This is a genomic window from Sporosarcina sp. BI001-red (assembly GCF_003384035.1).
GTDB lineage: Bacteria > Bacillota > Bacilli > Bacillales_A > Planococcaceae > Sporosarcina.
Genome location: NZ_QQAK01000017.1, coordinates 142,490 through 167,610, shown reverse-complemented (window position 1 = coordinate 167,610; position 25,121 = coordinate 142,490). Strand labels below are relative to the sequence as shown.

Genomic DNA, 25,121 nt, shown 5'->3' with positions numbered 1-25,121 from the left:
TACATCTTGTTAGTACGAGGAAGGAGGATTTTTAGTGGAATTTGTTTGGTTGATTTTCTTGCCAGCTTTAGCAGCTCTTTTCATCCCGACGTTGTTCCGTCGTGTTGCTGGCATACATACAGGCTGGTTTGTTCTGATTATCCCAGTTGTACTGTTTGTCTATTACAGTACGTACGTACCACTGACAGCAAGTGGTGAACACGCAGTCTCTTCGTTCGATTGGATCCCCTCACTAGGAATCTCTTTTGTCTCCTACCTAGATGGCCTCAGTCTTCTATTCACACTGCTCATTACTGGGATTGGTGCGTTGGTTGTACTATATTCGATTTTCTATCTAGATAGGCACAAAGAAAAGCTCGGTAATTTCTATGTATATTTACTGCTTTTCATGACGGCGATGCTTGGTGTTGTCCAGTCGGATAATATTATTTCACTTTATCTTTTTTGGGAGTTAACGTCCATTTCTTCTTTCCTGCTAATTGGTTATTGGTACACGCGGGATGGTTCCCGTTTCGGTGCCTTAAAGTCAATGATGATAACCGTTGGTGGAGGATTAATGATGCTCGGGGGCTTCGTAATTCTCGGGATTTTAGGGGATACATACTCAATTCGCGAATTAATTTCCGGGTTATCTGATTACTCGGGAGATCCGTTATTTACACTTGCAGCAGTGCTTCTATTATTCGGGGCATTTACAAAGTCTGCTCAATTCCCGTTTTATATTTGGCTTCCGGACGCAATGGAAGCACCGACTCCGGTCAGTGCCTACTTACACTCCGCGACAATGGTCAAAGCTGGTCTTTACCTAGTTGCTCGCTTTACGCCGATTTTCGCAGGATCGTCTGTGTGGATCTGGCTCGTTTCCGGTATTGGATTGCTCACATTAATGTGGGGTTCGTTCTTTGCTGTGAAGCAAACCGATCTAAAAGGGATTCTCGCATTCTCAACAGTCAGCCAGTTAGGTCTCATCATGTCCTTACTAGGTGCAGGAGCAATTGCTTATCATTCAGACGATACGCTGTTCCGTTTAGCGATGTTTGCAGCGATTTTCCACTTAGTGAATCACGCAGTCTTTAAAGGCAGCTTGTTCATGATTGCAGGGATTGTCGACCATGAAACCGGCACGCGTGATATACGTAAACTTGGTGGCTTGATGAGTGTCATGCCAATTAGTTTCACCGTTGCATTCATCGGCGGGCTTTCAATGGCAGGTATTCCACCATTTGGCGGATTCTTGAGTAAAGAATTATTCTTAGAATCTATGGTCGCATTGAAACACTTTGAACTATTCAACTTTGATACGTGGGGTATTCTATTCCCTGTAATTGCATGGATTGCAAGCGTATTCACATTCGTCTATAGTTTCTACTTTGTCTTTAAGACATTTACAGGTGAGAAGAAGTTTGACAAGCTTCCGCTTAAGCCACACGAAGCACCAATTGGCATGCTGATTTCGCCTATTATTTTAGCGGTCAGTGTCATTGCACTATTCTTCATTCCTAATGTTGTTGGGAAATGGCTTGTCGCACCTGCTGTTATGGCTGCACAACCTCAGCTGTACAGTATGCCTTCAGAAGCTGCTGTTCCTGTACATGCCTGGCATGGAATCACTTCGGTTCCGATGTGGTTGACAGTCGGCGTTATTGTAATTGGTACATTGCTATTTACTTCAATAAAAAAATGGCAGCCGGTATATGGCTTGCAGCCAGAGAAGTTATCACTGAACGCTCTTTATGACGGCGTGATGACGTTCTCAGAAAAAGGAATGAACAAGCTATCCCGTTTCTATATGAATGGGTTAATACGAACGTATTTACTATATATGTTCTCGTTTTTCTCGGTTATGACAATTGTCGTTTTATTCGCTAAAGGTGCGTTTGAATTGGATATGAACAGTCTTTCACCAATTACGTTGTTTGCTGTTTTGAATTCAATTGTCGCAATTCTAGGAACTGGCATGGTGATTATGTCGAAGAACAGAATATCCGCCATCATTGCACTAGGTGCAGTTGGATACTCAGTTGCGTTGTTCTTCGTATTGTTTAAAGCACCAGACTTGGCGTTAACACAGCTCGTAATTGAGACAATTTCAGTCGCTCTCTTCTTGCTCGCCTTCCGTCACCTCCCTGCTTTAAAAACGCACGGAGAAACAAAGAAAAACAAAGTAGTGAACGGAATTATTGCAGGTGGTGTCGGTCTTTCAGTAACTCTTGTAGCCTTGTCTGCACATTCCAATAAGCTCGTCGCTAGTATTTCACAGTTCTATAAAGACACCGTCCATACAGAAGCAGGCGGAGGAAATATCGTGAACGTCATTCTCGTTGACTACCGAGGTTTCGATACATTATTTGAAATCGCCGTACTATCAATCGCTGGAATTGCTGTTCTTGGCATGATCCGTCTTCGCTTGTCGAGAAAGGAGTCCGATGATGAAAAAGAATAATGTCATTTTACAGACGACTGCAAAAGTCACATTCTTCATCATTTTCCTTTTCTCGATCCATATTTTCTTTGCGGGTCATTTCGCTCCTGGTGGCGGATTTGTCGGAGGTTTGTTAACGACAGGTGCAATCGTATTGCTGTTACTTGCGTTTGACCTAGAAACTGTTCAAGCCACATTACCATTTAATTTTACTGTAGTGATTGGTATCGGTTTACTGTTGTCTTTAGGAACAGCAGCAGGCTCCATTTTGTTCAATGTCCCATTTTTCACGCATGCATTTGCACATTTCGATTTACCGCTCTTCGGTGACACTGAGCTTCACACAGCTATGATTTTCGACTCAGGTGTTTACCTTGTGGTTGTGGGTGCAGCAATTACCATCATTCAATCGATTGGAGGGGATGAGTAATGGAGTTACTCATGGCTATTGTAGCTGGGCTTATATTCACGGCTGCAATTTACTTAATTCTCTCAAGAAGCTTGATTAAAGTAATCCTTGGAACCGGTTTGTTAAGTCATGGTGCCCATTTGTTCATCTTGACGATGGGTGGTCTTGGTGGCAGCTCACCTCCAGTACTGGCAGATGGTGCAACTAATTTTGCGGATCCCCTTCCGCAAGCACTGATTTTAACTGCGATTGTTATCAGCTTTGGGGTGACGGCGTTCATACTCGTTCTTGCCTATCGTACGTATGCCGTACACAAGACTGATGATTTGAATTCGATGAAAGGAAATGATGAGCATGATTAACCTTCTATTGTTTCCGATCATCATCCCGTTTTTCTTTGCGATTGTACTGCTGTTTTTTAAAGAACAAGTACGCATCCAGCGAATCCTCACTGTTATTGGGCTAAGTGCAAGTATCGTTGCCTCATTTGCGCTCATTATGAAAGTGAAACAGGATGGGATCCAAACACTGACACTCGGCAGCTGGCCCGCTCCATTCGGTATATCGATGGTCTCGGACATGTTCTCTGCGCTGCTCGTAACCTCTACATTAGTGATTACACTATTCGTGTCTATTTATAGCTTTAGCTCAATCGGAGAAGAACGAGAGCGGTTTTTCTACTATCCTGCAATCCTCTTCATGATTACAGGAGTGAATGGTGCATTTACGACTGGTGATATTTTCAACATGTTTGTATTTTTCGAAGTTTTACTGATTGCGTCTTACCTTCTCATCGTTCTTGGCGGAGAGAAAAGACAGCTGCGTGAATCTATTAAGTACATACTTGTAAATGTCATTTCTTCTGCTTTCTTTGTCATTACAATTGCCTATTTGTATTCTGTCGTTGGAACCCTCAACATGGCGGACATTGGGCAAAAAATTGCAGAAATCGGCCAGCCGGGAATCATTTCGGTCATCGGGATTATGCTGTTACTCGTATTTGGAATAAAAGCGGGAATCTTCCCTCTCTATTTCTGGATGCCTGGATCCTACGCCGCTCCCCCTGTTCCCATACTTGCGCTGTTCGGTGCACTGCTGACAAAGGTCGGGGTGTACGCCATTACACGTACTTATACGTTGTTCTTTGTCCATGACCTTGCGTTTACACATACCATTTTAATGGTGCTTGCATTGCTCACCATTGTTGCAGGCTGTATCGGTGCACTCGCCTATTTCGATTTAAAACAGATTATCATCTACAATATCTTAATTGCGATAGGCGTCATTCTATTCGGAGTTTCACAGATGAATGAAGCAGGTATGCAAGGTGCTATCTTCTACCTGATTCACGACATGCTCATTAAAGGAGCATTGTTCCTGATTATCGGAATTATGATTGTTGTCACCGGTACTTCAAACTTGCGAGAGATGGGAGGACTTATCAAAACCCATGCATCTCTCGGTTGGCTGTTTCTAATAGCCGCCTTTGGTCTTGCAGGTATCCCGCCTCTTAGTGGTTTTGTCGGGAAATTACTAATTGTTCAAGGTGGTTTTGAAAACGGTCAGCTATTCGGAACGATTGTCATTCTCGCTTCCAGTCTAGTTGTTTTACTATCAGTCATCCGAATTTTCGTTTATGCATTTTGGGGGGAACCTGTTCCCATACAACCTACGAACCGTAAAACCTATAAGCAAATGATGTTCCCTGCTGTAATGCTAGTAGCTCTGTCCGTTCTATACGGAGTCGGAACTGAGTGGATTTTCCCGTACGTATCTGATGCAGCTCATGTGTTGCTCGATCCGTCGAGTTATATAAACGCCGTGTTAAAGGAGTAGATCACGTTGGCTTTCCAAATATTACTTAACTTTTTCATCGCAATTACGTGGGTGCTCATCACGGCGTCATTCACCCCTTCTACTTTTATAATCGGCTATATCATCGGTTTACTACTGCTCGTCTTGACTAGACGTTTTTACAAAGATCGCTTGTATATAGGCCGCCTATGGGCGTGCTTGAAATTGACGCTCATTTTCTTTAAGGAATTGATACTTTCTAATATATCAGTTGCAGTACTTGTCCTAAAACCAAAGTTAGAAATACAGCCGATGATTTTTGCGATGCCCACTGTTCTTGAAAAGGACTGGGAAATTACGTTGCTTTCAAGTTTAATAACATTGACTCCTGGAACAATTGTCGTACATGTTTCGGATGACCAACGGACACTGTACGTTCATGCAATCGATGTGGATGATGTGGAAGAAGCCATCAGCTCCATTAAACAGTCATTCGAAAAAGCAATCTTGGAGGTGAGCCGGACATGAACATATTCATATGGGTTTGCTTAATCATCATCTTCCTATCCATGCTTGGAACGCTCATTCGCGTATTCAAAGGACCTTCTACTCCAGATCGCCTGATCGCTTTAGATGGAATTGGTGTGATGCTAATTTCCATTATCGCGCTGCTGTCGATTGTATTTGATACGATATTTTTCATTGATGTAATTTTGCTCATTGCGATCATGTCCTTTATCGGGACAGTTTCGTTCTCGAAATTCATCGAGAAAGGAGCGATTATCGACCGTGATACTCGTCGCTAATATTATTATCGCTCTGTTCATGCTTGTAGGCGTGTTCTTTACAGTAGTTACTGTAGTCGGGATATTACGATTGCCCGATGTGTACACACGGGCTCATGCCGCTTCAAAGAGCGCTACCCTCGGTGTTCTCGGAATCCTGATTGGCGTGTTCCTTCACTTTTGGTGGATTAAAGGACATTTCAGCATTCAATTGTTGCTCGGTAGCGTTTTCTTATTCATCACTTCTCCTGTTGGGGGACACTTAATGAGCCGCGCTGCTTATATGTCTGGTGTTAAACCGACTGAGCTAACCGTTGGTGACGATCTTGCAGAAGCAATTGGTGAACAAAAGTCTCATGAAGAAGAGTAAACAAAAAGAAGCAGCATCCGAAATCGGACGCTGCTTCTTTTTGTTGTTTACCAGTATCCATAGGGGCTGTAGTAAGGTGGGTAGGAGTATGGATAATATCCTCCACCGTATGGCGGATATCCCCCACCATAGCCGCCTCCATAACCGTATCCGTATGGTGAAATTGCATTACCAAGAACGCTACCGGCTAATCCACCTAGGAAAGGTCCGCCGAAGCCGTATCCAAAACCACCTCCGCCGAAACCTCTTCCTCCATCAAAACCTCTTCCACCGCCAAAGCCTCTTCCTCCACCGAAACCTCTTCCACCGCCAAAATTATTGCCTCCATGTCGTGGCATTTTTCTCCCCCTTTCCCACTATCCTATTCATTGGGCCAACAAAGGGGTAGGCAGACACCTATTACACTTCTCAAGCGTTTTCAGCTAAGCACTCGATGAACGTAGCTAATGTTCTTGTCATGGCACCTGTAGCGCTTTTAGGTACTAGCGCGTGTGGTGAATTCGCTTCAAATGTTCCTCCAATATCCAAGAACTATCACCTAAAAACATCGATAAGGGTTGTAATAAGGCGGGGGCGCGTATGGATAATAGCCACCGTTTGGCGGGTAGCCACCGGGATAGCCACCGTTTGGCGGGTAGCCACCAGGATAGCCACCATATGGCGGATACCCACCACCACGGCCACCACCAAATCCGTATGGTGTAATTGCACTCCCTATAAAACTACCAACTAATCCACCTAGGAAAGGTCCGCCGAAGTCGAAGCCCAAGCCACCTCCGCCGAAACCTATTCCTCTTCCAAAGCCTCTTCCTATACCAAAATTATTGCCTCCGTATCGTGACATCTTCCTCCCCCTTTCCCACATATACTATTCATTGGGCCGAGAAGGGAGTAGGCTGACACTTATTACGCTTCGGAATTGTCTTCGGCTAACCTTTCGATGAATGTAGCTAATGTTCTCGTCATAGCACCTGTAGCGCCTTTAGGTCCAAGTGCGTGTGGTGCATCCGCTTCAGACGTTCCTGCAATATCCAAGTGGATCCAAGGAGTATCTCCTACAAACTCTCCAACAAATCCGCCGCCAAAGATCATGTGCCCATCACGGCCTGGTGAGTTGTTTAGGTCTGCCACTTCACTTTTACGAAGACGTTTTTTATCGCTTTCCGTTAACGGCAAGCGCCAAACGAATTCTCCTGTTTCTACAGAAGCCTCCATGAAGTCTTCAAAGAATGCTTCGTTGTTCGTCAATGCGCCAGTTTTATCTTTACCAAGTGCAACGATTACTCCGCCAGTAAGCGTTGCAATGTCGATGAGATAGTTAGCACCTGATTGTTTTGCATATGTGACCGCATCTGCCAAGACAAGACGACCTTCAGCGTCTGTGTTCAAGACTTCAATTGTTTTCCCTGATAGCGATGTAATCACATCATCCGGTTTAAACGCATCTCCTGAAACCATATTGTCAGTAGAAGCGATGACCGCGATGACGTTTTTAGCAGGACGGAGTTCACCGATGATTTGCATTGCACCAAATACAGCGGCAGCACCACCCATGTCCCCTTTCATACCAACCATTCCCTCACGTGGTTTCAAAGAGTATCCGCCAGTATCATACGTAATCCCTTTACCAACTAGACCTACGACGTCAGTCCAGTCCTCTTTACCGCCAGCGTATTTAAGAACAATTAGACGAGGTTCTTCAACAGACCCTTTGTTGACAGCAAGAATCGCGCCCATTCCGAGTTCTTCCATTTCCTTTTTCCCGAGAATCTCGACTTCAAATCCGTATTTCTCAGCTAACATTTCACCGTGTTCCGCCATTTTAACTGCCGTTAAAATATTTGGAGGCGTGTTGACGAGTGTCCGCGCTGAATTTACAGCATCGGCATGTACAAGGCCTACTTCCATTGCCGCTTTAAGTTCATCTTCATCAGCCTCACTCAGAAGTTCAACTGTATCAAATTCAAAGTCTTTTTCGTTTGAAGTTGTTTTGTAGTGTGCAAATTGGTAGCTCCCTAATACAAGACCTTGGAGAGAGGCAAACGCAACATCATCTGCTTCAAGTTCTTCTGTTGTGAATGAATCTACCCAAATGGAAACGCTTTCTGCTTTCATCGATTTAAGCTCTTTTCCAAGCTTAGAGAATACTTCAAGCAATCCTTCGTCTGTTAACTTTTTAGGCGCTCCTAAACCAATGAAAACCACGCGCTTGAACGTACTTTCTCCGATAGATGGTAGTTTAGTGACTACGTTTAGATCCGTCTTCACATCACCTGTCTTTACCCAATCCGTTACCTTGCCATTGAATGCGTCATTTATGACATTCCAATTGGTTTTGTTTTCTGGATGTTCGGGAACACCGATCACGACCACATCAAGGTTGGTCTCCGTAATCTGTTTGTTTGTAATGATAGTTTTCATTTGACTACCTCCTCATTTTCATACATTCTTAATTATATACCACTTGAAGAAGAAACGAAAAAATTTCTTCGGTTTCCGGATTATTTTCCATCATTATTTTTAACGAGGAGTGCCTACATGACGATCTTGAACAACGTGCCACTGTTGGTTGCACTATTCGGAATTTTCTTCGCTCAGTTCGTAAAAATCCCTATTCATTTTTTACTCACTAGGGAGCTCGATTGGAAGCTAATGACGTCTACTGGGGGTATGCCAAGTTCTCACTCGGCTGCAGTTACCGCTCTAACGACTGCAATTGCTTTTGAACATGGATTGGATTCTCCCATGTTTGCGATCTCCGCAATTTTTGCAGTCATCGTGATGTTCGACGCGAGCGGTGTTCGTTACCAAGCAGGTCAACAAGCCTTGATCATCAATCAGATCCGTGCTGATTTCCAAACATTCATCAGCGGAACAAAAGGTTGGATTAAAAAAGACGAAGAACAAAAGATTGTAGAATTGAAGACTCTACTCGGCCATAAACCAAGCGAAGTCTTCGCAGGCGCAGTCACCGGCATCCTCATTTCCGTTATCACATATTCATTTATCGTATAAAAAAACGCTCGGGCAGCTTTTGCCTGAGCGTTTTTTTAAAACATCTGATATCCCTGTTTGCGCAGAAGCTTACTTACAATCCCTGAAATAATGGCTCCCACTAAACCGCTTGAGAGAATCACTATATCGACTGTATGTAACGCCATTAACTTATCTCCGAGCATACTGAACGCATGACCCGGTTTCGTAATATATTCATATGCCTTCACTTCATCAATAATCAATATTACGACAATCGGGTAGACAATCGCCATGACCCACGACATGCGTAATAACATGTTCAGCAAAAAACCGATGCCGAAAAACATAACAATAAAGATGAGGACTGACAGAATAATCTCTGTAAGTGAAATTGTTCCCAAAATGATGACCTCCATTTTCCTTAGTTCATTTTACCGGATTGTGGCTCTTCTTTCAACAGCAGAAGCAAGTGTCATGAAGTTGTTGGAAATTATAAAAAACACTCGTCCCTACGAAAGTGGACGAGTGTTTCCAATTCTATATTAAAGAATGTCAAACTTTCCTTTTTTCAATGTTAGACCAGCGCCACCGATTAAGTATAGTGCACGATTGTCGACCATTTTCTTCATGAAGGATGCTTTCTTACCTGTCATCTTCTTACCGAAAGCGACTCCAATTGCATCGTTAGATCCAAGTGAAGCAATGCTTCCTTTCAAGTCCGGAACGAACGCTTGAGTAGGCTGCCCTTTCATAAGAGCGATCAAGTTATTCGCACACATATCTCCTTGCTGCATCGCGATTTGAGCAGTTGGTGGGAATGGACGGTTGATTTCTTCGTTGATCATCAGTGCACAGTCACCAACGATGAATACATCGTCGTAGCCTGGAGCACGAAGATCTTTTTGAACTTTAACGCGAGCACGCATGTTTTCAATGCCTGTCTCTTCGATCAAACGGTTACCACGAACACCCGCTGCCCATACAACTGTACCAGCTTCGATGAATTCAAATTCTTCATCGCCTTTTTTCAATTTAACGCCTTCAGGAGTCGCTTCGACAACAGGCGTACCGATTGAGAATTCGATTCCTTTAGATTTCAACTGACGTACTGCGTATTCCACTAATTCCGGGTCAAATCCTGGAAGAACCATTGGTGCTGCTTCTACACAAAGTACTTTTACTTTCTCAGCAGGCACATCGAACTCTTCACAAAGTTCAGGAACACGATCTCCAAGTTCACCAAGGAATTCGATTCCTGTAAATCCAGCGCCTCCGACAATAATTGTTAGACGGCTATCTGCTTTTACGTCTTCAAGAGCCCATGTCGCAAACTGGTATTCAATATGCTCACGGATTTGACGTGCTGCATTCACGTTTGCAATTGAAAGTGAATACTTATCAAGACCAGGGATTCCAAATGTTTCTCCTTCGAATCCAAGACCAATGACTAGGTAGTCATATGTGTGTTGCCCAGCAGATGATGTAACCATTTTAGCCTTAACATCAATTGCTTGTACTTCAGCTTTCACGAATTTCACTTTGTCTTGTTTAATAACTTTGCTAATGTCATAGCGTACTTGTTCAGGTTTCAATGTACCTGCAGCCGCTTCATGAAGCCAGGTAGATTCATAGTGGTAGTCATTTTTATTAATAAGGATAATTTCAGCATCGTCTACGCCAAGAGATTTTTGTAGATTAACAACAGTTGATAATCCACCATATCCAGCACCTAGAACGAGGATTGTAGGTCTTTTTTTCACGGGAATCGGTTCCACCTTTTCATGTATGATGTGCCAGTTTGTAAAAATCACGTGATTCCTACAATCCAGCGCTACTTATTTATATTCCTCATCCATAGTAGCCTTTTTGACCTGTTATATCAATAGCTTATTAGGAATATAATCGGACATGTCGAAATATCTTCGAATAGTCCTCACAAACTGGTGAAAAATGTAGAATCTACCCAATTAACTGACGCAAGCTACCAATTCCACGTCTTTATAGGATACTGTACGAACATATATGACTCTCATTCTATTGATAATAGTCGTTTGCATTCCGAGTGAATGGGGAGTCACAACCAATCAGAGTGTATACAATTGATGAATAGATTTCCTTAGCAATAAAAAAGTCTCTTCGACTAGATTCTGTATGAACAGAACCTGTCGAAGAGACTTTTGTTATCTATATTGATCAATCACAGTTCGCAGGCGCTCCCGCTTTCTTCGCGGTTCTGAATGATGTCCCGCAACCGCATGAAGCGATGGCATTTGGATTTTCGATGGTGAACCCGCCACCCATCAAAGATTCTTTGTAGTCGATGACAGTGCCTGCTAGTATATCCGTATCCTCAGTCGATACGACTATCGGTACACCATGAAGTTCCAATAGCTGATCATCGGATTGCTGTTCAGCGTCAAAGCCCATACCATATGTTAGACCGCTACACCCTCCGCCATTGACGGAAACGCGTAAGAAAGAACCTTGTTCCCCGTTATGCTCCATCATTTCCTTGACGTGGTAGGCAGCTGCTTCGGATAAGTTAAGTAATTGTGTCAATTTAATCCCTCCTAAGTAATATCAATCATATCAATGTTGTAAATTGCAATGCAATGAAATCCCCTTGTTCTAGAAAGATTTGCTATAATAGGGTAGAAAGTACGAAAGGACGGTGCACCATGGAGCTTACACCATTTTATGATAAGAAAATGGGTTGCCTGAACTGTAAAGAATCATTCACAACAACCCGAGTTCGTTCACGTTTTGCAAGGGTTGCTTCAACGGATAGTGATTTTAAACCGAACTATGTGGACAGCGACGTGAATCCGCTGTTTTATAATATAGCTGTATGTCCATCTTGCGGTTTCTCATTCACAGACGATTTTGCTCCTTATTTTGCTCCGGGAACAAAAGAACAAATTGCTTCTGTCATAACAGCTGGCTGGAAACCTCATTCGTTAAGTGGCGAGCGTACAATTGAAGACGCAATTGCTGCTTACAAACTTGGCTATTTAAGTGCAATGGTTAAGAAAGAGAAATCACTCACAACAGCTGGAATTACGCTGAGGACAGCATGGCTTTATCGGATTCTTAACAATGTTGAAGAAGAGCAGCGTTTCTTAACACTTGCAAGAAATTTGTATGAAGAAGCCTACTCTGCAGATGACCACGCGGGAACCCAAATGTCAGAATCACGAGTCCTCTACATGGTAGCTGAATTGTCATGGCGTGTAGGTGATCGAGAAAAAGCAATCCAATATTTCTCGAAAATCATTGAGACACAGAGAACCTCCACTGAACCACAGCTAATTGAAATGGCGAAAGAACGATGGCAAGAAATACGAGAAGAAAAATAAAACAGGAACGGACACGAGTGGCCCATTCCTGCGAAGCCAATTGGCCCTTAAAAAACTTGTTCTACTTCTACAACGCCAGGTACTTCTTCAAGAAGAGCACGCTCAATACCGGCTTTCAATGTAATTGTGGAGCTTGGGCACGTGCCACATGCGCCTAGAAGACGTAACTTAACAATTCCGTCCTCCACATCAATTAGTTCGCAGTCGCCGCCGTCACGTAAGAGGAACGGACGTAATTTATTCAACACTTCTTGAACAGATTCGTTCATCGTTGCTTCTGTCATAAGTTTTAAACTCCCCTTTCCTTATAGTTATTATAAACTGGATCGAGAAAAAAATCCAATAGAGAATCAGGAGGCATTCGCTATGAACGCTAAACACGTTACAGTTGAAGTATACGGTGCAGAAATCGTTTGTGCAAGTTGTGTGAACGCACCCACGTCAAAAGATACATATGAATGGCTAGATGCTGCCATCCAACGAAAATATCCAAATCATCCATTTGAGATTGTTTATATTGATATCGAGTCTGTCATTGAAGACGAACGTCAGCGCAAACTGGCTGACCAAGTAAAAGATGAGGAATACTTCTATCCGCTTGTAATCGTGAACGAAGAAGTGATTGGTGAAGGGTATATTCAATTAAAACCTGTTTTCAATGAACTTGAAAAGCATGGTTTTGTTTCATCAATCTGAGTGATAATTCTTAAATTGTAATTGAGAAATTTCATGTATAATCACTACAAAAAAGCGTGTGCGACAGGAACCTACCCGTCTCGCACGCTTTTAATTTTCTTTTATCAACCATTATGCCATTTGTACATCCAGAGAACTCCAGATTTCAACAATCGTGCAATTCTACCCGTCACCGTGCGATCTGCTAAGTACGCAAATCCTTGTTTTTTACCGAGAGACCCCATAAATCCTTTAAGCTTGATTTCCGGCATTGTCTCTGGCAACGTTTCACCATTCCAAGTATGTTTGAGTACAGTGACAATTTGTTCTGCTTGTCCTTCAGCCAACTGGGCACTTGGTGCATGTGGAAGTGCAGCGATGTCCCCTACGACGTATACATCTTCGTAGCCAGGAACCTGATGATACTGATTGAGTACAATTCGGTTGGATTTGTCTTTTTCAACATCCAGTTCACGAACTACTTTCGTCGGTTGAATACCTGCAGTCCATACTACTGCATCCACTGCAATTTGCTCCTCATGGTTATGCAGTAAATTCATTTCAACCTTTGTAATATTTGAGTTTGCAATAACATCCACATCGTTTTTCTCAAACCAACTTTGAATGTAATTACTTAGGCGTTCAGGGAAGTCACGCAAAATACGGGGCCCTCTGTCGAATAATTTGATATTCAAATCTGAGCGACTTTCTCGCAGTTCACTCGCAAGTTCGATGCCGCTTAGACCTGCCCCTACGATTCCAACTGTCGCGCCACCATTTAGATTCAAAAGCTTTTTGTACGTTTCGCGAGATTGACCAATCGTCTGAATGCTGTATGAGAATTCGTCAGCCCCGGGCACGTCGTGGTAATTATCTTCGCAACCTAGTCCGATGACAAGCTGGTCGTAGTCTAGTTGTCTGCCATCTGTCAGTAAGACGCATTTTTCCCCAACTTCAATTCCTGCAATTTCCCCTTCGACTACTTTCAAACGTTCATGTGTCGGGAGTGCAACACGCACTTCTCTATCTGGTACAGTACCTGAAGCGAGTGCATAGAATTCTGTCTTTAAACTGTGGAATGATGTGCGATCTACTAGTGTCACGTCCACATCTGCAGGTAAATTATTCAATACTCGCAGTAAGATTCGCATATTACCGTATCCGGCACCTAATAATAGTAATTTTTTCATGATAGTCTCCTTTATCTGAGAGATTTCCGTTTTTTCCTCACGTATGAGTATAACAGTATGTGACGTTCTTCACAATAAGACAAGGGCTTTGACGAGTAAAGAAAAAAAGAGTACGATCGTACAAGGTGAGGTGATGGGTGTGAACCCGATAGTTGAGTTTTGCATTAGTAATTTAGCCAATGGTTCTCAAGAAACACTGGAAACACTTGAGAAGGATCCGAATCTGGACGTGCTGGAATATGGTTGTCTTAGTTATTGCACAAAGTGTGCAGAGTCACTGTATGCACTCGTGAACGGAGAAGTCGTTGAAGCGGATACACCAGGTGAGCTAACAGAGAAGATTTATGAGTTCATAGAAGAGAATCCTCTCTTTTAAAATATGAAAATAAAAAAGGACTTGTCCGGGTTTAAGGGCAAGTCCTTTCTTATTTTATTGGATAGGATCATATGTCACTATACAAATAAAAACCATAGTACAAGAATGATTTACTGCTCAATTATTCCATTCCGCAAGTGTTTTAAACATGAAAGTCGGGACTTCTGCTTTAGATAATACTTCTGCAAGTGCCGTGACTCCCCCTTGGAGATGGATTGTATCGATGCCGAAACCGATGCCTGATAGAATATCCGTCTCATAATTGTCGCCAATCATGATCATCTCATCTTTGCTTGCTCCACTTTGTTGTTGGATGAATTCCAGCATGTACGATTGTGGCTTCCCAAGTATTGTTGGTGTAACTCCCGTCGAGGCTTTTACAAGTTCGATAAAGGCTCCGTTACCAGGCACCAATCCAAGTTCGTTAGGCACCGCGAGATCTCCATTTGTTGCGAGAAAGTGTGCCCCATTTCGAATAGACAAGCAAGCTGTAGCTAATTTATCATATGTAATTTCATGATCAATCCCCATGATCACTATGTCCCCGCCATCTTCGACAAGTGTTATCCCCTCGTCTAGTAACGCTTCACGTAATCCAGATTCACCAATCATTTGAACCGTCTCTCCCGCGAACTCCTGTGCACAATATTTGGCACTCGCAATTGCTGAGGTCATGATCTGTTGCTCTGTCGTTTCAACACCGAGCATTTCCAATTTTTTTTGTTGTTCCAGCGCTGTACGGGAAGAATTATTTGTGATGAAATAAGGCTCGATTCCTGATTGTTGCAACGTTCGGATGAAAGCAACCGACTCTGGGATTGCTTGGCTCCCTTTATACACTGTGCCATCCAGATCCAAGCAAATTGTCTTATAACGTTCCATGGGGCGAATCCTCTGGCAGAAATGCAGATACTGGTCCCAATTCGTTCTCCAAATACGTCAACACACTGCTAGGAAACTTTTCGAGTGAAGAGTAGCTTGTAGTGATGGTTTTCTCAACTTCCCCTAAATCGACCTTCATAAAGTCACGGACGAGCATTTTTCGTAATTCAATCATTTCTTTTAGTGGTTTTTCCATTTCAGTGTCGATCACTTTTTCGTCTTCCATAATATCGACAATATCTTCGTAACTACCTGGATCCCGCATAATAAACCCATCAATCATGGAATTACCTACGTCAATAATGGACTCGATGATATTTTGCGCAATCCGTTCAAGTGCCAGCGTCTTCAACATACTATCTTGCCAGTTAGATTCACTTGAAAATTGCGCAAGAAGTTCCTCCATATAAGCAAGTGTTTCACTAATTTTTTTCCGATCGATAAAGTACATGCTAGTTCCTCCTCAAATGTTTTCCTATAAAGAACATACAGAAACGGGCGTCGAAGAGAATTCTCCAAGACGCCCGTATGGTAAGGGGTTATACCTTTTGTGGAATTTCTTCTGCAACAGGTGATTCCTGTTTTGCATCAGCATCCGGTTGTTCCTTCTTCGCTTTCCCCACCTTTTTCAATATAAAATGGGAACAGCCGAAGTTGCAGTATTCGTAAAGATAATCTTGCAACGTGCTGATTTTGGTTTCGTAAGTCGCTTTTGCGTTACGATCATCAAAAAAACCTTTAAGACGGAGTTGTCCATATCCCCAGTCTCCTAGAATATAATCGTATTTCAACAGAATTTCACTGTATCGACTAATCAGCGCTTCGTTGTCAAAACCTTCACGAAAGTTTACAATAATCTCAAATTCGTACTGATCCAACGTAATTAATGGTTCTGTCATGTCGACTCAGCCTTTCACAGTCAAGGATTCAAGCATCTCTTCGCCTCTACGTTGACGCTCTTTCGCCGCAGCATTCACTTGCTCATCGGCATGATAACTTGAACGAACGAGTGGCCCGGATTGGCAATGCGAAAAGCCTTTACTCATCGCAATTTCAAAGAGTTCCTTGAATTCCTTTGGCGTGTAATATTTTTGTACGGTTAAGTGCTTTTTACTAGGTTGTAAATATTGCCCAATAGACATAATATCCACTTGGTTTGCACGTAAATCATCCATTGTTTCTAAGATCTCGTCCCATGTCTCACCTACACCTAGCATAATCGATGACTTTGTAGGAATTTCAGGATACATTTCTTTTGCACGTTGAAGTAATTCTAACGAGCGATCATACTTAGCGCGCGCTCGGACTCTTGGCGTCATTCGTCTGACCGTTTCAATATTGTGATTCAAAATATCCGGTTTTGCATCCATTAACCGTTTAATATTATCATACTCTCCTCCCATATCAGAAGGAAGTACTTCGACTGTTGCAAACGGATTTTTTCTACGAATCGCACGGATTGTTTCTGCAAACACGCCAGATCCTCCATCTTTTTGGTCATCACGAGCAACCGCTGTTACAACGACATGTTTTAAATTCATTAGCGCAACTGAATCTGCTACACGTTCCGGCTCTCCTAAATCGAGCTCAGTCGGTAATCCTGTTTTAACGGCACAAAAACGGCAGGCGCGTGTACACGTATCTCCAAGAATCATGAATGTAGCTGTACGGCGTTCTCCCCAGCACTCATGGATATTCGGGCAGCGTGCTTCTTCACAAACGGTGTGAAGGTTTTTTTCACGCATCAATTTTTTTAAATCGGTATAATTTTCATTCGTATTCAACTTAATTTTAAGCCAATCCGGTTTACGGATGTGCTCTTTCTTACTGTCCACCCCTGGTTTGCAAGACAAATTCTTCAGCTCCATTCCATATCAATTGCGTCTTGGCGTAATTGCGTTCAGATCTTTTCGAGTGATCTAGAAAAGATTACTTAAAAGTCTGTGACATCCGCGGGCCGACACGATGTCGGTCAGGCAACTTGTGTCACAGTATGTGATGCACTTAGGTTGCCTTCCTTTAGCTTTATTCAGCCGGTTTTACCCCCACTAAAAGAAAAAGGTTCGAATTCATATCGACATTTAATAGAAGTAAAAGACTTCTGCTGAATTTAGTTAACCGTTTACTATTTTCCCCACTTTCAATAATGTAACATATATTCAGAAAGCGAACAACTTGATGCCTAAAGGGTTGTAACCAGAAAAGCGCCCGTTAATTGGACGCTTTCCCTAGAGATAATTTAGTTGTTTAATGGCCACCCAAATAAGCATTTTTCACTTCTTCACTTGCTTGCAATTCAGCTGCAGTACCTGAAAGAATGACACGCCCTGTTTCGATCACGTAGCCACGATTTGCTATGGAAAGTGCAATATGTGCATTTTGCTCCACCAACAGAACCGTCGTGCCTGCCTTATTAATATCTTTAACAGTTTCAAAAATGGTTTTGACCATAAGCGGCGCCAGTCCCATAGAGGGCTCATCTAGTAGAAGTAACTTAGGTCGTGCCATAATTGCCCTACCCATCGCAAGCATTTGCTGCTCTCCACCGGAAAGTGTACCAGCTGATTGTTTACGACGTTCATACAATCTAGGGAAAATGCCGTAGACTTTCTTAAGATCTTTTTCGATTTCTCCTTTGTCTTTCCTCAAGTACGCACCCAACTCAATATTCTCCTCCACCGTCATATCCGCGAAAACCCGTCTCCCTTCAGGCACTTGAGAGACCCCCATTTTCACGATGGATTGAGCTGGCTTCCCACTTATCAATGAATCTTGATAATGGATGGTACCTTCTTTGGGCTTCAGTAAGCCAGATAACGTTTTCAGCAACGTACTCTTACCTGCACCGTTCGCTCCAATAAGAGTAACGATTTCTCCTTCATTTACTTCGAGAGAAACTCCTTTTAATGCATGGATGCTGCCGTAGTAGACGTTCAAATCTTGGATGCTCAGCATGCTCATACAATTTCCTCCCCTAAATACGCTTCAATCACTTTTGGATTGTTCCTGATTTCTTCAGGTTTACCTTCTGCTAAAAGGACCCCATGGTCAAGAACGTAAATTCGTTCACAGATCCCCATGACCAAGTTCATATCATGCTCGATCAATAGAATCGTCAATCCAAATTGCTTTCGGATAAAGGCGATGAGATCCATCAGTTCTTTCGTTTCAAAAGGGTTCATTCCAGCCGCCGGTTCATCCAATAGCAACAGATGTGGATTTGCCGCTAGTGCCCGTGCAATTTCCAATCTTCGCTGTTTCCCATAAGGGAGATTTTTAGCGGTTTCGTCTTTATATTTGTCGAGTTCAAAGATTTTTAAAAACTCCATTGCTTTGTTTTCCATCTCATGCTCGTTTTTAAAATAAGATGGCAACCGTAAAACTGAACTCATTACAGAATCATTCGCTAGGGAATGATAAGCGACTTTCACGTTATCCAGTACAGAGAGTTCGTTAAACAACCGGATATTTTGGAATGTACGACTCATTCCTAAACGAGTCACTTTAAAAGGTGGAAGTCCATTGATCTTTTTTCCATCAAAGAAAATATTGCCTTCCGTAGGGACATAAACACCAGTTAATAAGTTGAAACTAGTTGTTTTACCTGCACCATTCGGTCCAATCAATCCAACTAACTCACCTTTATTGATTTTCATATTGAATCCTGAAACTGCTTTTAGCCCTCCGAATTGGATGCCTGCGCTTTGCACATCTAATAATACTTCACTGCTCATGCTGGCTTCCCCCTTTCGGACGCATCCACATCTTCAAGTAGTCTGTGAATTCCATTTTGCCCATCAATCCTTTTGGTCGGTATAACATCACGATAATTAGGACAAGACTGTAAATAATCATTCGAGTCTCTGGGAAGTCTTGGAGGAATGTCGAAACAACCGTAAGTAGGATTGTTGCAACAATCGCGCCTGATAGACTGCCGAGTCCTCCTAGAACTACATAGATCAAAATATCAATCGACTTTAAAAATCCAAAGTTAGCAGGTTGGATAATGTAAAAGTTGTGTGCATATAACGCACCTGCAACACCTGCAAAGAACGAACCGATTGCAAACGCGAGAACCTTATAATACGTTGTATTAATGCCCATTGCGTCTGCTGCAATTTCGTTTTCTCGAACTGCGATACAAGCACGACCATGCCTGGAATTTGTAAAGTTCACAATGACTAGAATGGTTACGAAGAGACAAATGAATGTATACGTCCATGTCGTTAAGTGTGTCACTTGCATCCCAGCTGCTCCACCCACATAATCGATGTTTAAGAAAATGATCCGAATAATTTCAGCAAATCCAAGCGTTGCAATGGCTAGATAGTCACCTCGTAACCGTAAACTTGGAATCCCAACAACGAGTCCAGCAAGAGCCGCTGCAATCCCAGCGATAATAATCGCTGCAAAGAATGGAAGGTCGAGTTTCATTGTCATGATTGCGGATACATATGCACCCACTGCTAGAAAACCAGCGTGGCCCAGTGAGAATTGACCCGTTATTCCGATGACTAAGTGCAAACTAACAGCTAGCATTATATTGATTCCCATGAAGATCAGTGTATTGGAATAGAAATTATTTAAGAATCCACCGCTAATCATGAACTGGATAGCAGCATAGATCGCAATCGCTAAAACGGCAAAGACCCAAAACTGCTTAGACTTTTTCATCATTTCAATTCACCTACACTTTCTCTCTTGTGTTTTTACCGAAGATGCCAGAAGGTTTAAAGATTAAGATTAAAATCAAAATGATGAATGCCGCGGCATCTCGCCATAAGGAGAACCCAAGAGCACTGACGACCGTTTCGACTACACCTAGTACAAGTCCGCCAGCAACTGCTCCTGGAATAATTCCAATTCCACCAAGTACTGCTGCGACAAACGCTTTCAGACCTGGAATAACGCCCATCAATGGATCGATTTTCGTATAATAGACTCCGAAAATGACACCAGCTGCACCAGCAAGTGCTGACCCGATCGCGAATGTCGCCGATATCGTATTATCTACATTGATGCCCATAAGTTTTGCAGCTTCCGCGTCATAGGATACAGCACGCATCGCTTTTCCGATCTTTGTCTTATGTACAATGAACTGTAAAATAATCATCAGGACTACAGAAACAGATAAGATAAGAATTGCCTGGGTGCTAATTTGTGCACCAAATAGGTTAAATGATTTGTTTGCAAACACTTCAGGATAGGCTGCGGGTTGTGCACCTCTGAAGTAGATCACTCCGTTTTGAATAAGAAGTGATACACCGATCGCCGTAATGAGAGCCGCAATCCGTGTTGCATTCCGTAGGCGTTTGTAAGCGATACGTTCGATGACGACTCCAATCACTGCACAGACCGCCATTGATAGTAAGAGTGCTGGGAAAAAGCCTAACCCCCATCCAGTAATCGAAATATATCCAATAAATGCACCGATCATGAACACTTCACCATGTGCAAAGTTGATTAACTTAATAATGCCGTAAACCATCGTGTAACCAAGCGCAATAAGCGCATAAATACTGCCTAAAGAAATACCGTTGATGAGTTGCTGTAGCCATTCCATGAAGTCTCACTCCTTTTTCCTCATCTGCCGTTCATCCAAAAAAAGAAGGCGGGGAGAGAGCTCCCCACCCCTCATGAAATTAAGGATTCACCTTCGTATTGAACACTTGCTCGCCGTCCTTGTATTCAAGGATGGTTGCCGATTTAATCGGGTGGTGGTTTTCATCCACTGAATATTTACCTGTTACAAGATCCAGTCCATCTGTTTCAGCAAGTGCGTCTTTAATCTTTGTAGAATCCACGCTACCTGCACGTTCGATTGCGTCTTTCAACAAGTACACTGTGTCATATCCAAGTGCGTTGAACGCATCAGGAGACTTGCCGTATTCTTCGTTGAACTTATCACTAAACGCTTTAACAGCGCCATCTGGATCGTCAGATGAATAGTGGTTCGTTGTATACGTATTGTTTAGAGCATCTGCTCCTGCAAGTTCCAACAGAGTTGGGGAATCCCATCCGTCAGCACCCATTAGTGGTACGTCAATGCCCATTTCACGTGCTTGCTTAACGATTAAGCCAACTTCTTCATAGTACCCTGGGATGAAGATGAATTCAGGCTTCGCAGATTTGATACGTGTTAGTGTAGAACGGAAATCAGAGTCTTTTGCAACGTAAGATTCTTCCGCAACAATTTTCCCGCCTGCTTTTTCAAAGTCCTTTTTAAACGATGAAGCTAGACCTTTAGAATAGTCACTGGAGTTATCTGAGAAAATTGCAACGTTTTTAACACCTAAGTCATTCGCTGCAAAGTTTGCTGCTACAGTTCCTTGGAATGGATCGATGAATGAAGTACGGAATACGAACTCATTAACTTCTCCTTTTTCGTTCACTGTAACTGTTGGGCTTGTTCCAGATGGACTAATAAGTGGTGTTTTATTGTCATTAGCAATTTGGGCTTGTGCAACCGTTGCTCCACTTGTCGCCGCTCCAATAATAGCAACTACTTTTTCTTGTGTTGTCAATTTGATCGCTGCGTTTGTCGCTTCCGCAGCATCTGACTTATTATCAATCTTTACAATTTTAATTTTCTTACCGTCAATTCCACCATCATCGTTAATTTCATCGACTGCAAGTTGAATACCGTCCGCTTCGGATGTTCCGTATGAAGCAACTGCTCCTGAGAGTTCGAGGTTCACCCCTACTTTAATTACATCGCTGTCCTTCGATCCGGATGCTCCGTCCTTATCGTCTTGACCGCAGCCTGCTAGGAGACCAACGCCAAGCGTCATTGCTGCTAGTAAACTCCATGCTCTTTTAAACTTCATTTTTCTTCCCCCTTATTTAACTATTCTGAAATTAATACAGAAAGGTCCGCCTTAGTCCGAGTGTGGACTTCCGCACCCCTTCTTTTCTTTCTGTATCCCTATTCTAAAACAAACTTCTAATTCAGTCTATACAAATTTTCAAAATCTTATTACTAGATTGTTAAATTGTTTCGGTTCCCGTCACTTCTGCCTTCTAGATAGTGGGAACTATTGCTAATTTCCTAGTAAAAATAATTTTTCAAAACACAAAAAAGGTATTCCTCACAACTATGTAGGAATACCTTTTTGCTATTATTCTGCTGCTACGCGAACGGCTTTTTTTGAACTTCGCACATTCCAGATAGTAAACAACGCCGCTAGAATAATAATTACTGCAGCAAGACCAATCCAAATCGATCCTGTTAAACCAAGCACAATGTATCCAGCAGTCGCAATCCCAGCTGCAATAAGCGCATAAGGCAACTGTGTCGAAACGTGATCGATATGATTGCTTCCCGCTCCTGTTGACGAAAGAATTGTCGTATCTGAAATCGGTGAACAGTGATCACCAAACACCGCTCCCGCAAGTACCGCTGATAATGCTGGTAATAGTAATTCCGGTGCTGCATTCACCATAATCGTTCCTGCAATCGGAAGTAAGATTCCGAATGATCCCCAAGACGTTCCCGTAGAGAATGCCATTAAACCAGCTAATACAAATAGTACCACCGGCAAGAAGGCGACTGGAATATTCGACTTCCCAACTACTTCAGACAAGAATAATCCTGTTTCTAAAATATCAATCAAGTGAGTGAGTGACCAAGCTAGTATAAGAATGAGTACTGCCGGCATCATCGCTTTTACACCGCTGACAAAGGCACGGCCGATTAACCCGGCAGATGCGGTCTGATTCACCTTAAATTGAGAAGCATATAGAATGATGGCAATTGCAGTACCTGCAAGACCGCCAATGACTAGGGACAACGGAACATCCGTGTTTTCAAAGATCGTCCATAGATTCAACTCTCCGCCAATTCTGTATCCGGTAATCACCATCGAAGCCAATGTTACAGCTACAAGTGTCACAATCGGTGCTACTAGATCTCTTACACGTCCATGAGCGTGCTCCGGGAACTCATCTTTCAATTGTCCTGGGATCTCTTTGTTAGGATCAAACAGTTCCCCTTTTTCTTCTGCACGCTTTTCATGATCTTTCATTGCGAAAAAGTCGATATTCGTCCAAGCGAAGAAGAATACCATCGCTAATGTAGCAATTACATAGAAGTTCATCGGTGCCATCATGAGAAATGCTGAGAGCGGTGAATAATTGACAGATGCTGTCGTTGCTAAAATAATTGCAAGTTGACCAATAAGAAACGCTCCCCAGCTAGATACCGGTGAAATGACACATACCGGAGCTGACGTCGAGTCGATGAAATACGCGAGTTTTGCACGTGAAATTTTATGACGGTCAGTAATCGGACGTGCGATTTGACCTACCGCCAGTGCGTTGAAATAGTCATCTACAAAGATTGCGATTCCTAATACCATCGTAAGGAGTTTTGCACTTCGGCGAGTTCGGATTCGTGTTATAGCCCACTCCGCAAAGGCGCGGCTTCCGCCTGATAGACTAACAAGTGCTGTAATGACACCTAAAAATAAGATGAATAACATAATGAAAATATTGTACGTATTCAACTCTCCATCTGCCCAAAATGAGACGATGAGCGCTTTTCCTAACTGCGTCAATGTTTCCAGTGGTGCAAAGGAAGCGACTAGTAATGCAGCGGACAGAATCCCTGCCCCGAGTGATAACAACACCCTCTTTGTCGTGAGCACCATCACAATGGCGATCACTGGTGGTAAAATCGATAACCAAGTTCCAATCATTCCAATCTCCTCCTTGAAGTTGTTGATGTAACCAGGGAAACAAAAAAGCCGATACCCGTTTCACTTTGTTCAAGTGGACCGGGTACCGGCTGTCTACATGTCGTTTGTTTGATAATCACTTTCGATATCTCACTGACGATTGTAGCTCATCATGGACAATATAGCTGTCCCTGACAGTGCCATCCCTTTTCGAAATGACCCCAGCCTCATGGAATTGACGTTCCATCAAACTTCGGCAATGCTTCCTTTCACGCATGGTCTACGATGTCACTCTCGCATGCGGTACTCTTAAACAATGCAGCCTCTACCCTATCGATTACGTTATTACTTTTTAATCATAACAATAATCGATAGAACATGCAAGGTGACTTATGGTAAATTAACATCATCTAACGGTACTTGAATATTTGGGGCAGTCCCTCCCCCATTGGAATAAATTTGAGGAACAACTCCTTGAATGATGCCAATTGCAACGGGGATCTTTTGTTCGACAGTACTCTGCTTTGTTGCTAACGGTATAATAATTTGCACATTCACGGTCATTATAACGTTAATTTCCATGTATACATTATTAATCCCATATTCTTTTATTTCTGTGTCGATATCCGCATGGACGTCACCCACAATATGAAACCGAATCGGAATTTTAGGCCCTAAATTACCGAGAAGTGGTATATCTGCAACTTGCCCGATGGGAACAAAAAAGACCACACCACCGCGCTTCTCCATCTCTTCAGTGTCGAAATCCAAACCGTCACTCTGTGGCAACATTTCAAGATCACCAGATTCAGCACGATCTAAATGGATTTCCACAAGTTCATGTATTTCTGCGATCACTTTACTAATCGCATCTGCGTCAACTTGCATGGTTACAGTTTCGGACGTACCGTTTGGGATATTTATAAGAGCATCATTCACATCCAGTACTCCGGAACCTCTAGATTGAATTGCCTGACTAATGACGTGCGCCGCAATCTTACGTGTTTGAAATTCTGCATAATTCATATAAACCGGTTTCAACTTCATATTCAAATAATAGAAACTTAAAGCTATTGTCAAAAGAAGTGCAGGAATAATTAGTTTAAGCCACCTTCTCTTCGGCTTTCGTTTCTTAGGGACTTGCATATGAAATCTCAAAAAGCGACGCCTCCCTTTCCTATAATATGAAAGGGAGAAGCCGCTTATTCCTT

General features: G+C 42.7%; 30 protein-coding genes and 1 riboswitch. Of the genes, 11 read left to right on the top strand and 19 right to left on the bottom strand.

All coding sequences use genetic code 11. The annotated features are described in order from the left end of the window. Positions 1–34: 34 nt before the first annotated feature. Genes DVB69_RS17340 through mnhG form a run of 7 tightly spaced genes read left to right on the top strand, consistent with a single transcriptional unit; the run spans position 35 to position 5,780 of the window. Positions 35–2,443, top strand: coding sequence for a Na+/H+ antiporter subunit A (locus DVB69_RS17340; protein ID WP_116020353.1), 2,409 nt, complete (start codon positions 35–37; stop codon positions 2,441–2,443). Beyond that, positions 2,430–2,852, top strand: coding sequence for a Na(+)/H(+) antiporter subunit B (locus tag DVB69_RS17335; protein WP_116020352.1), 423 nt, complete (start codon positions 2,430–2,432; stop codon positions 2,850–2,852). Before DVB69_RS17340 ends, DVB69_RS17335 begins: the two co-directional genes overlap by 14 nt. Continuing rightward, the gene (locus tag DVB69_RS17330; RefSeq protein ID WP_116020351.1) at positions 2,852–3,193 is read left to right on the top strand and encodes a Na(+)/H(+) antiporter subunit C; all 342 of its coding nucleotides are present in this window, start codon (positions 2,852–2,854) and stop codon (positions 3,191–3,193) included. The genes DVB69_RS17335 and DVB69_RS17330 overlap by 1 nt, the downstream gene beginning before the upstream one ends. Further along, positions 3,186–4,667: a Na+/H+ antiporter subunit D gene (locus DVB69_RS17325; protein ID WP_116020350.1), complete on the top strand. Its 1,482-nt coding sequence runs from the start codon at positions 3,186–3,188 to the stop codon at positions 4,665–4,667. Before DVB69_RS17330 ends, DVB69_RS17325 begins: the two co-directional genes overlap by 8 nt. Positions 4,668–4,673: 6 nt before the next feature. Then, positions 4,674–5,153 (top strand): Na+/H+ antiporter subunit E, encoded by a 480-nt coding sequence (locus DVB69_RS17320; protein WP_116020349.1) that lies wholly within the window; start codon positions 4,674–4,676, stop codon positions 5,151–5,153. Continuing rightward, on the top strand, positions 5,150–5,431 hold the full coding sequence (locus DVB69_RS17315) for a Na(+)/H(+) antiporter subunit F1 (protein ID WP_116020348.1): 282 nt from the start codon (positions 5,150–5,152) through the stop codon (positions 5,429–5,431). Before DVB69_RS17320 ends, DVB69_RS17315 begins: the two co-directional genes overlap by 4 nt. Then, entirely contained in the window at positions 5,415–5,780 is a 366-nt protein-coding gene (gene mnhG / locus DVB69_RS17310; RefSeq protein ID WP_116020347.1) for a monovalent cation/H(+) antiporter subunit G, read from the top strand. The genes DVB69_RS17315 and mnhG overlap by 17 nt, the downstream gene beginning before the upstream one ends. A 47-nt stretch (positions 5,781–5,827) precedes the next feature. Here mnhG and DVB69_RS17305 read toward each other — a convergent pair whose 3' ends face one another. The 3 genes from DVB69_RS17305 to DVB69_RS17295 form a co-directional block, all read right to left on the bottom strand. Continuing rightward, the gene (locus tag DVB69_RS17305) at positions 5,828–6,118 is read right to left on the bottom strand and encodes a hypothetical protein (protein ID WP_199562895.1); all 291 of its coding nucleotides are present in this window, start codon (positions 6,116–6,118) and stop codon (positions 5,828–5,830) included. A gap of 200 nt (positions 6,119–6,318) precedes the next feature. Further along, complete coding sequence (locus DVB69_RS17300) at positions 6,319–6,624, bottom strand: hypothetical protein (protein ID WP_199562894.1); 306 nt, start codon at positions 6,622–6,624, stop codon at positions 6,319–6,321. 62 nt (positions 6,625–6,686) lie between these two features. After that, positions 6,687–8,201 (bottom strand): leucyl aminopeptidase, encoded by a 1,515-nt coding sequence (locus tag DVB69_RS17295; RefSeq protein ID WP_116020345.1) that lies wholly within the window; start codon positions 8,199–8,201, stop codon positions 6,687–6,689. A 117-nt stretch (positions 8,202–8,318) separates the two neighbouring features. On the opposite strand from DVB69_RS17295, the gene DVB69_RS17290 reads away from it, so the two are divergent. Beyond that, entirely contained in the window at positions 8,319–8,795 is a 477-nt protein-coding gene (locus DVB69_RS17290; protein WP_116020344.1) for a divergent PAP2 family protein, read from the top strand. A gap of 35 nt (positions 8,796–8,830) precedes the next feature. Here the strand turns inward: DVB69_RS17290 and DVB69_RS17285 are convergent, their stop codons facing one another. The 3 genes from DVB69_RS17285 to DVB69_RS17275 form a co-directional block, all read right to left on the bottom strand. Next, positions 8,831–9,172 (bottom strand): YuiB family protein, encoded by a 342-nt coding sequence (locus DVB69_RS17285; RefSeq protein ID WP_116020343.1) that lies wholly within the window; start codon positions 9,170–9,172, stop codon positions 8,831–8,833. Positions 9,173–9,298: 126 nt separating this feature from the next. After that, complete coding sequence (locus DVB69_RS17280; RefSeq protein ID WP_116020342.1) at positions 9,299–10,516, bottom strand: NAD(P)/FAD-dependent oxidoreductase; 1,218 nt, start codon at positions 10,514–10,516, stop codon at positions 9,299–9,301. 433 nt (positions 10,517–10,949) lie between these two features. Further along, entirely contained in the window at positions 10,950–11,315 is a 366-nt protein-coding gene (locus DVB69_RS17275; RefSeq protein ID WP_116020341.1) for a HesB/IscA family protein, read from the bottom strand. 119 nt (positions 11,316–11,434) lie between these two features. Between DVB69_RS17275 and DVB69_RS17270 the strand changes: the two genes are divergently transcribed. Next, positions 11,435–12,112 (top strand): DUF2225 domain-containing protein, encoded by a 678-nt coding sequence (locus tag DVB69_RS17270; protein ID WP_116020340.1) that lies wholly within the window; start codon positions 11,435–11,437, stop codon positions 12,110–12,112. A 47-nt stretch (positions 12,113–12,159) separates the two neighbouring features. Here DVB69_RS17270 and DVB69_RS17265 read toward each other — a convergent pair whose 3' ends face one another. Next, positions 12,160–12,396: a NifU family protein gene (locus tag DVB69_RS17265; RefSeq protein ID WP_025782972.1), complete on the bottom strand. Its 237-nt coding sequence runs from the start codon at positions 12,394–12,396 to the stop codon at positions 12,160–12,162. Between the two features lie 82 nt (positions 12,397–12,478). Here DVB69_RS17265 and DVB69_RS17260 point away from each other — a divergent pair, with 82 nt between their 5' ends. Beyond that, on the top strand, positions 12,479–12,808 hold the full coding sequence (locus DVB69_RS17260; protein ID WP_116020339.1) for a YuzD family protein: 330 nt from the start codon (positions 12,479–12,481) through the stop codon (positions 12,806–12,808). 104 nt (positions 12,809–12,912) lie between these two features. On the opposite strand, the gene DVB69_RS17255 is transcribed toward DVB69_RS17260, so the two are convergent. Next, positions 12,913–13,977 carry an NAD(P)/FAD-dependent oxidoreductase gene (locus DVB69_RS17255; protein ID WP_116020338.1) on the bottom strand — a complete coding sequence of 355 codons (1,065 nt, stop codon included), beginning with the start codon at positions 13,975–13,977 and terminating at the stop codon, positions 12,913–12,915. A gap of 139 nt (positions 13,978–14,116) precedes the next feature. On the opposite strand from DVB69_RS17255, the gene DVB69_RS17250 reads away from it, so the two are divergent. Continuing rightward, positions 14,117–14,353, top strand: a complete 237-nt coding sequence (locus tag DVB69_RS17250) for a YuzB family protein (RefSeq protein WP_116020382.1) — start codon at positions 14,117–14,119, stop codon at positions 14,351–14,353. Between the two features lie 117 nt (positions 14,354–14,470). Here DVB69_RS17250 and DVB69_RS17245 read toward each other — a convergent pair whose 3' ends face one another. The 11 genes from DVB69_RS17245 to yunB form a co-directional block, all read right to left on the bottom strand. Then, complete coding sequence (locus DVB69_RS17245; protein WP_116020337.1) at positions 14,471–15,235, bottom strand: TIGR01457 family HAD-type hydrolase; 765 nt, start codon at positions 15,233–15,235, stop codon at positions 14,471–14,473. Further along, positions 15,222–15,686: a type VII toxin-antitoxin system HepT family RNase toxin gene (hepT, locus tag DVB69_RS17240; RefSeq protein WP_116020336.1), complete on the bottom strand. Its 465-nt coding sequence runs from the start codon at positions 15,684–15,686 to the stop codon at positions 15,222–15,224. The genes DVB69_RS17245 and hepT overlap by 14 nt, the downstream gene beginning before the upstream one ends. A gap of 88 nt (positions 15,687–15,774) precedes the next feature. After that, positions 15,775–16,134 (bottom strand): YutD family protein, encoded by a 360-nt coding sequence (locus DVB69_RS17235; RefSeq protein ID WP_116020335.1) that lies wholly within the window; start codon positions 16,132–16,134, stop codon positions 15,775–15,777. Between the two features lie 6 nt (positions 16,135–16,140). Continuing rightward, positions 16,141–17,070 carry a lipoyl synthase gene (gene lipA, locus DVB69_RS17230; protein ID WP_116020381.1) on the bottom strand — a complete coding sequence of 310 codons (930 nt, stop codon included), beginning with the start codon at positions 17,068–17,070 and terminating at the stop codon, positions 16,141–16,143. Positions 17,071–17,482: 412 nt separating this feature from the next. Beyond that, positions 17,483–18,190, bottom strand: a complete 708-nt coding sequence (locus tag DVB69_RS17225; protein ID WP_116020380.1) for an ABC transporter ATP-binding protein — start codon at positions 18,188–18,190, stop codon at positions 17,483–17,485. A gap of 2 nt (positions 18,191–18,192) precedes the next feature. Then, positions 18,193–18,969, bottom strand: a complete 777-nt coding sequence (locus DVB69_RS17220) for an ABC transporter ATP-binding protein (RefSeq protein ID WP_116020334.1) — start codon at positions 18,967–18,969, stop codon at positions 18,193–18,195. Further along, positions 18,959–19,909, bottom strand: a complete 951-nt coding sequence (locus DVB69_RS17215) for a branched-chain amino acid ABC transporter permease (protein WP_116020379.1) — start codon at positions 19,907–19,909, stop codon at positions 18,959–18,961. The genes DVB69_RS17220 and DVB69_RS17215 overlap by 11 nt, the downstream gene beginning before the upstream one ends. Positions 19,910–19,922: 13 nt before the next feature. Continuing rightward, a complete protein-coding gene (locus DVB69_RS17210) occupies positions 19,923–20,798 on the bottom strand; it encodes a branched-chain amino acid ABC transporter permease (protein WP_116020333.1) in 876 nt (291 codons plus the stop codon). 79 nt (positions 20,799–20,877) lie between these two features. After that, positions 20,878–22,062 (bottom strand): ABC transporter substrate-binding protein, encoded by a 1,185-nt coding sequence (locus tag DVB69_RS17205; RefSeq protein ID WP_116020332.1) that lies wholly within the window; start codon positions 22,060–22,062, stop codon positions 20,878–20,880. 291 nt (positions 22,063–22,353) lie between these two features. Beyond that, positions 22,354–23,931, bottom strand: a complete 1,578-nt coding sequence (locus tag DVB69_RS17200; RefSeq protein ID WP_116020331.1) for a Na+/H+ antiporter NhaC family protein — start codon at positions 23,929–23,931, stop codon at positions 22,354–22,356. Between the two features lie 134 nt (positions 23,932–24,065). Then, a riboswitch (Lysine riboswitch) is annotated at positions 24,066–24,246 on the bottom strand. A gap of 54 nt (positions 24,247–24,300) precedes the next feature. Next, the gene (gene yunB, locus DVB69_RS17195) at positions 24,301–25,068 is read right to left on the bottom strand and encodes a sporulation protein YunB (protein ID WP_116020330.1); all 768 of its coding nucleotides are present in this window, start codon (positions 25,066–25,068) and stop codon (positions 24,301–24,303) included. Between the last annotated feature and the right edge of the window lie 53 nt (positions 25,069–25,121).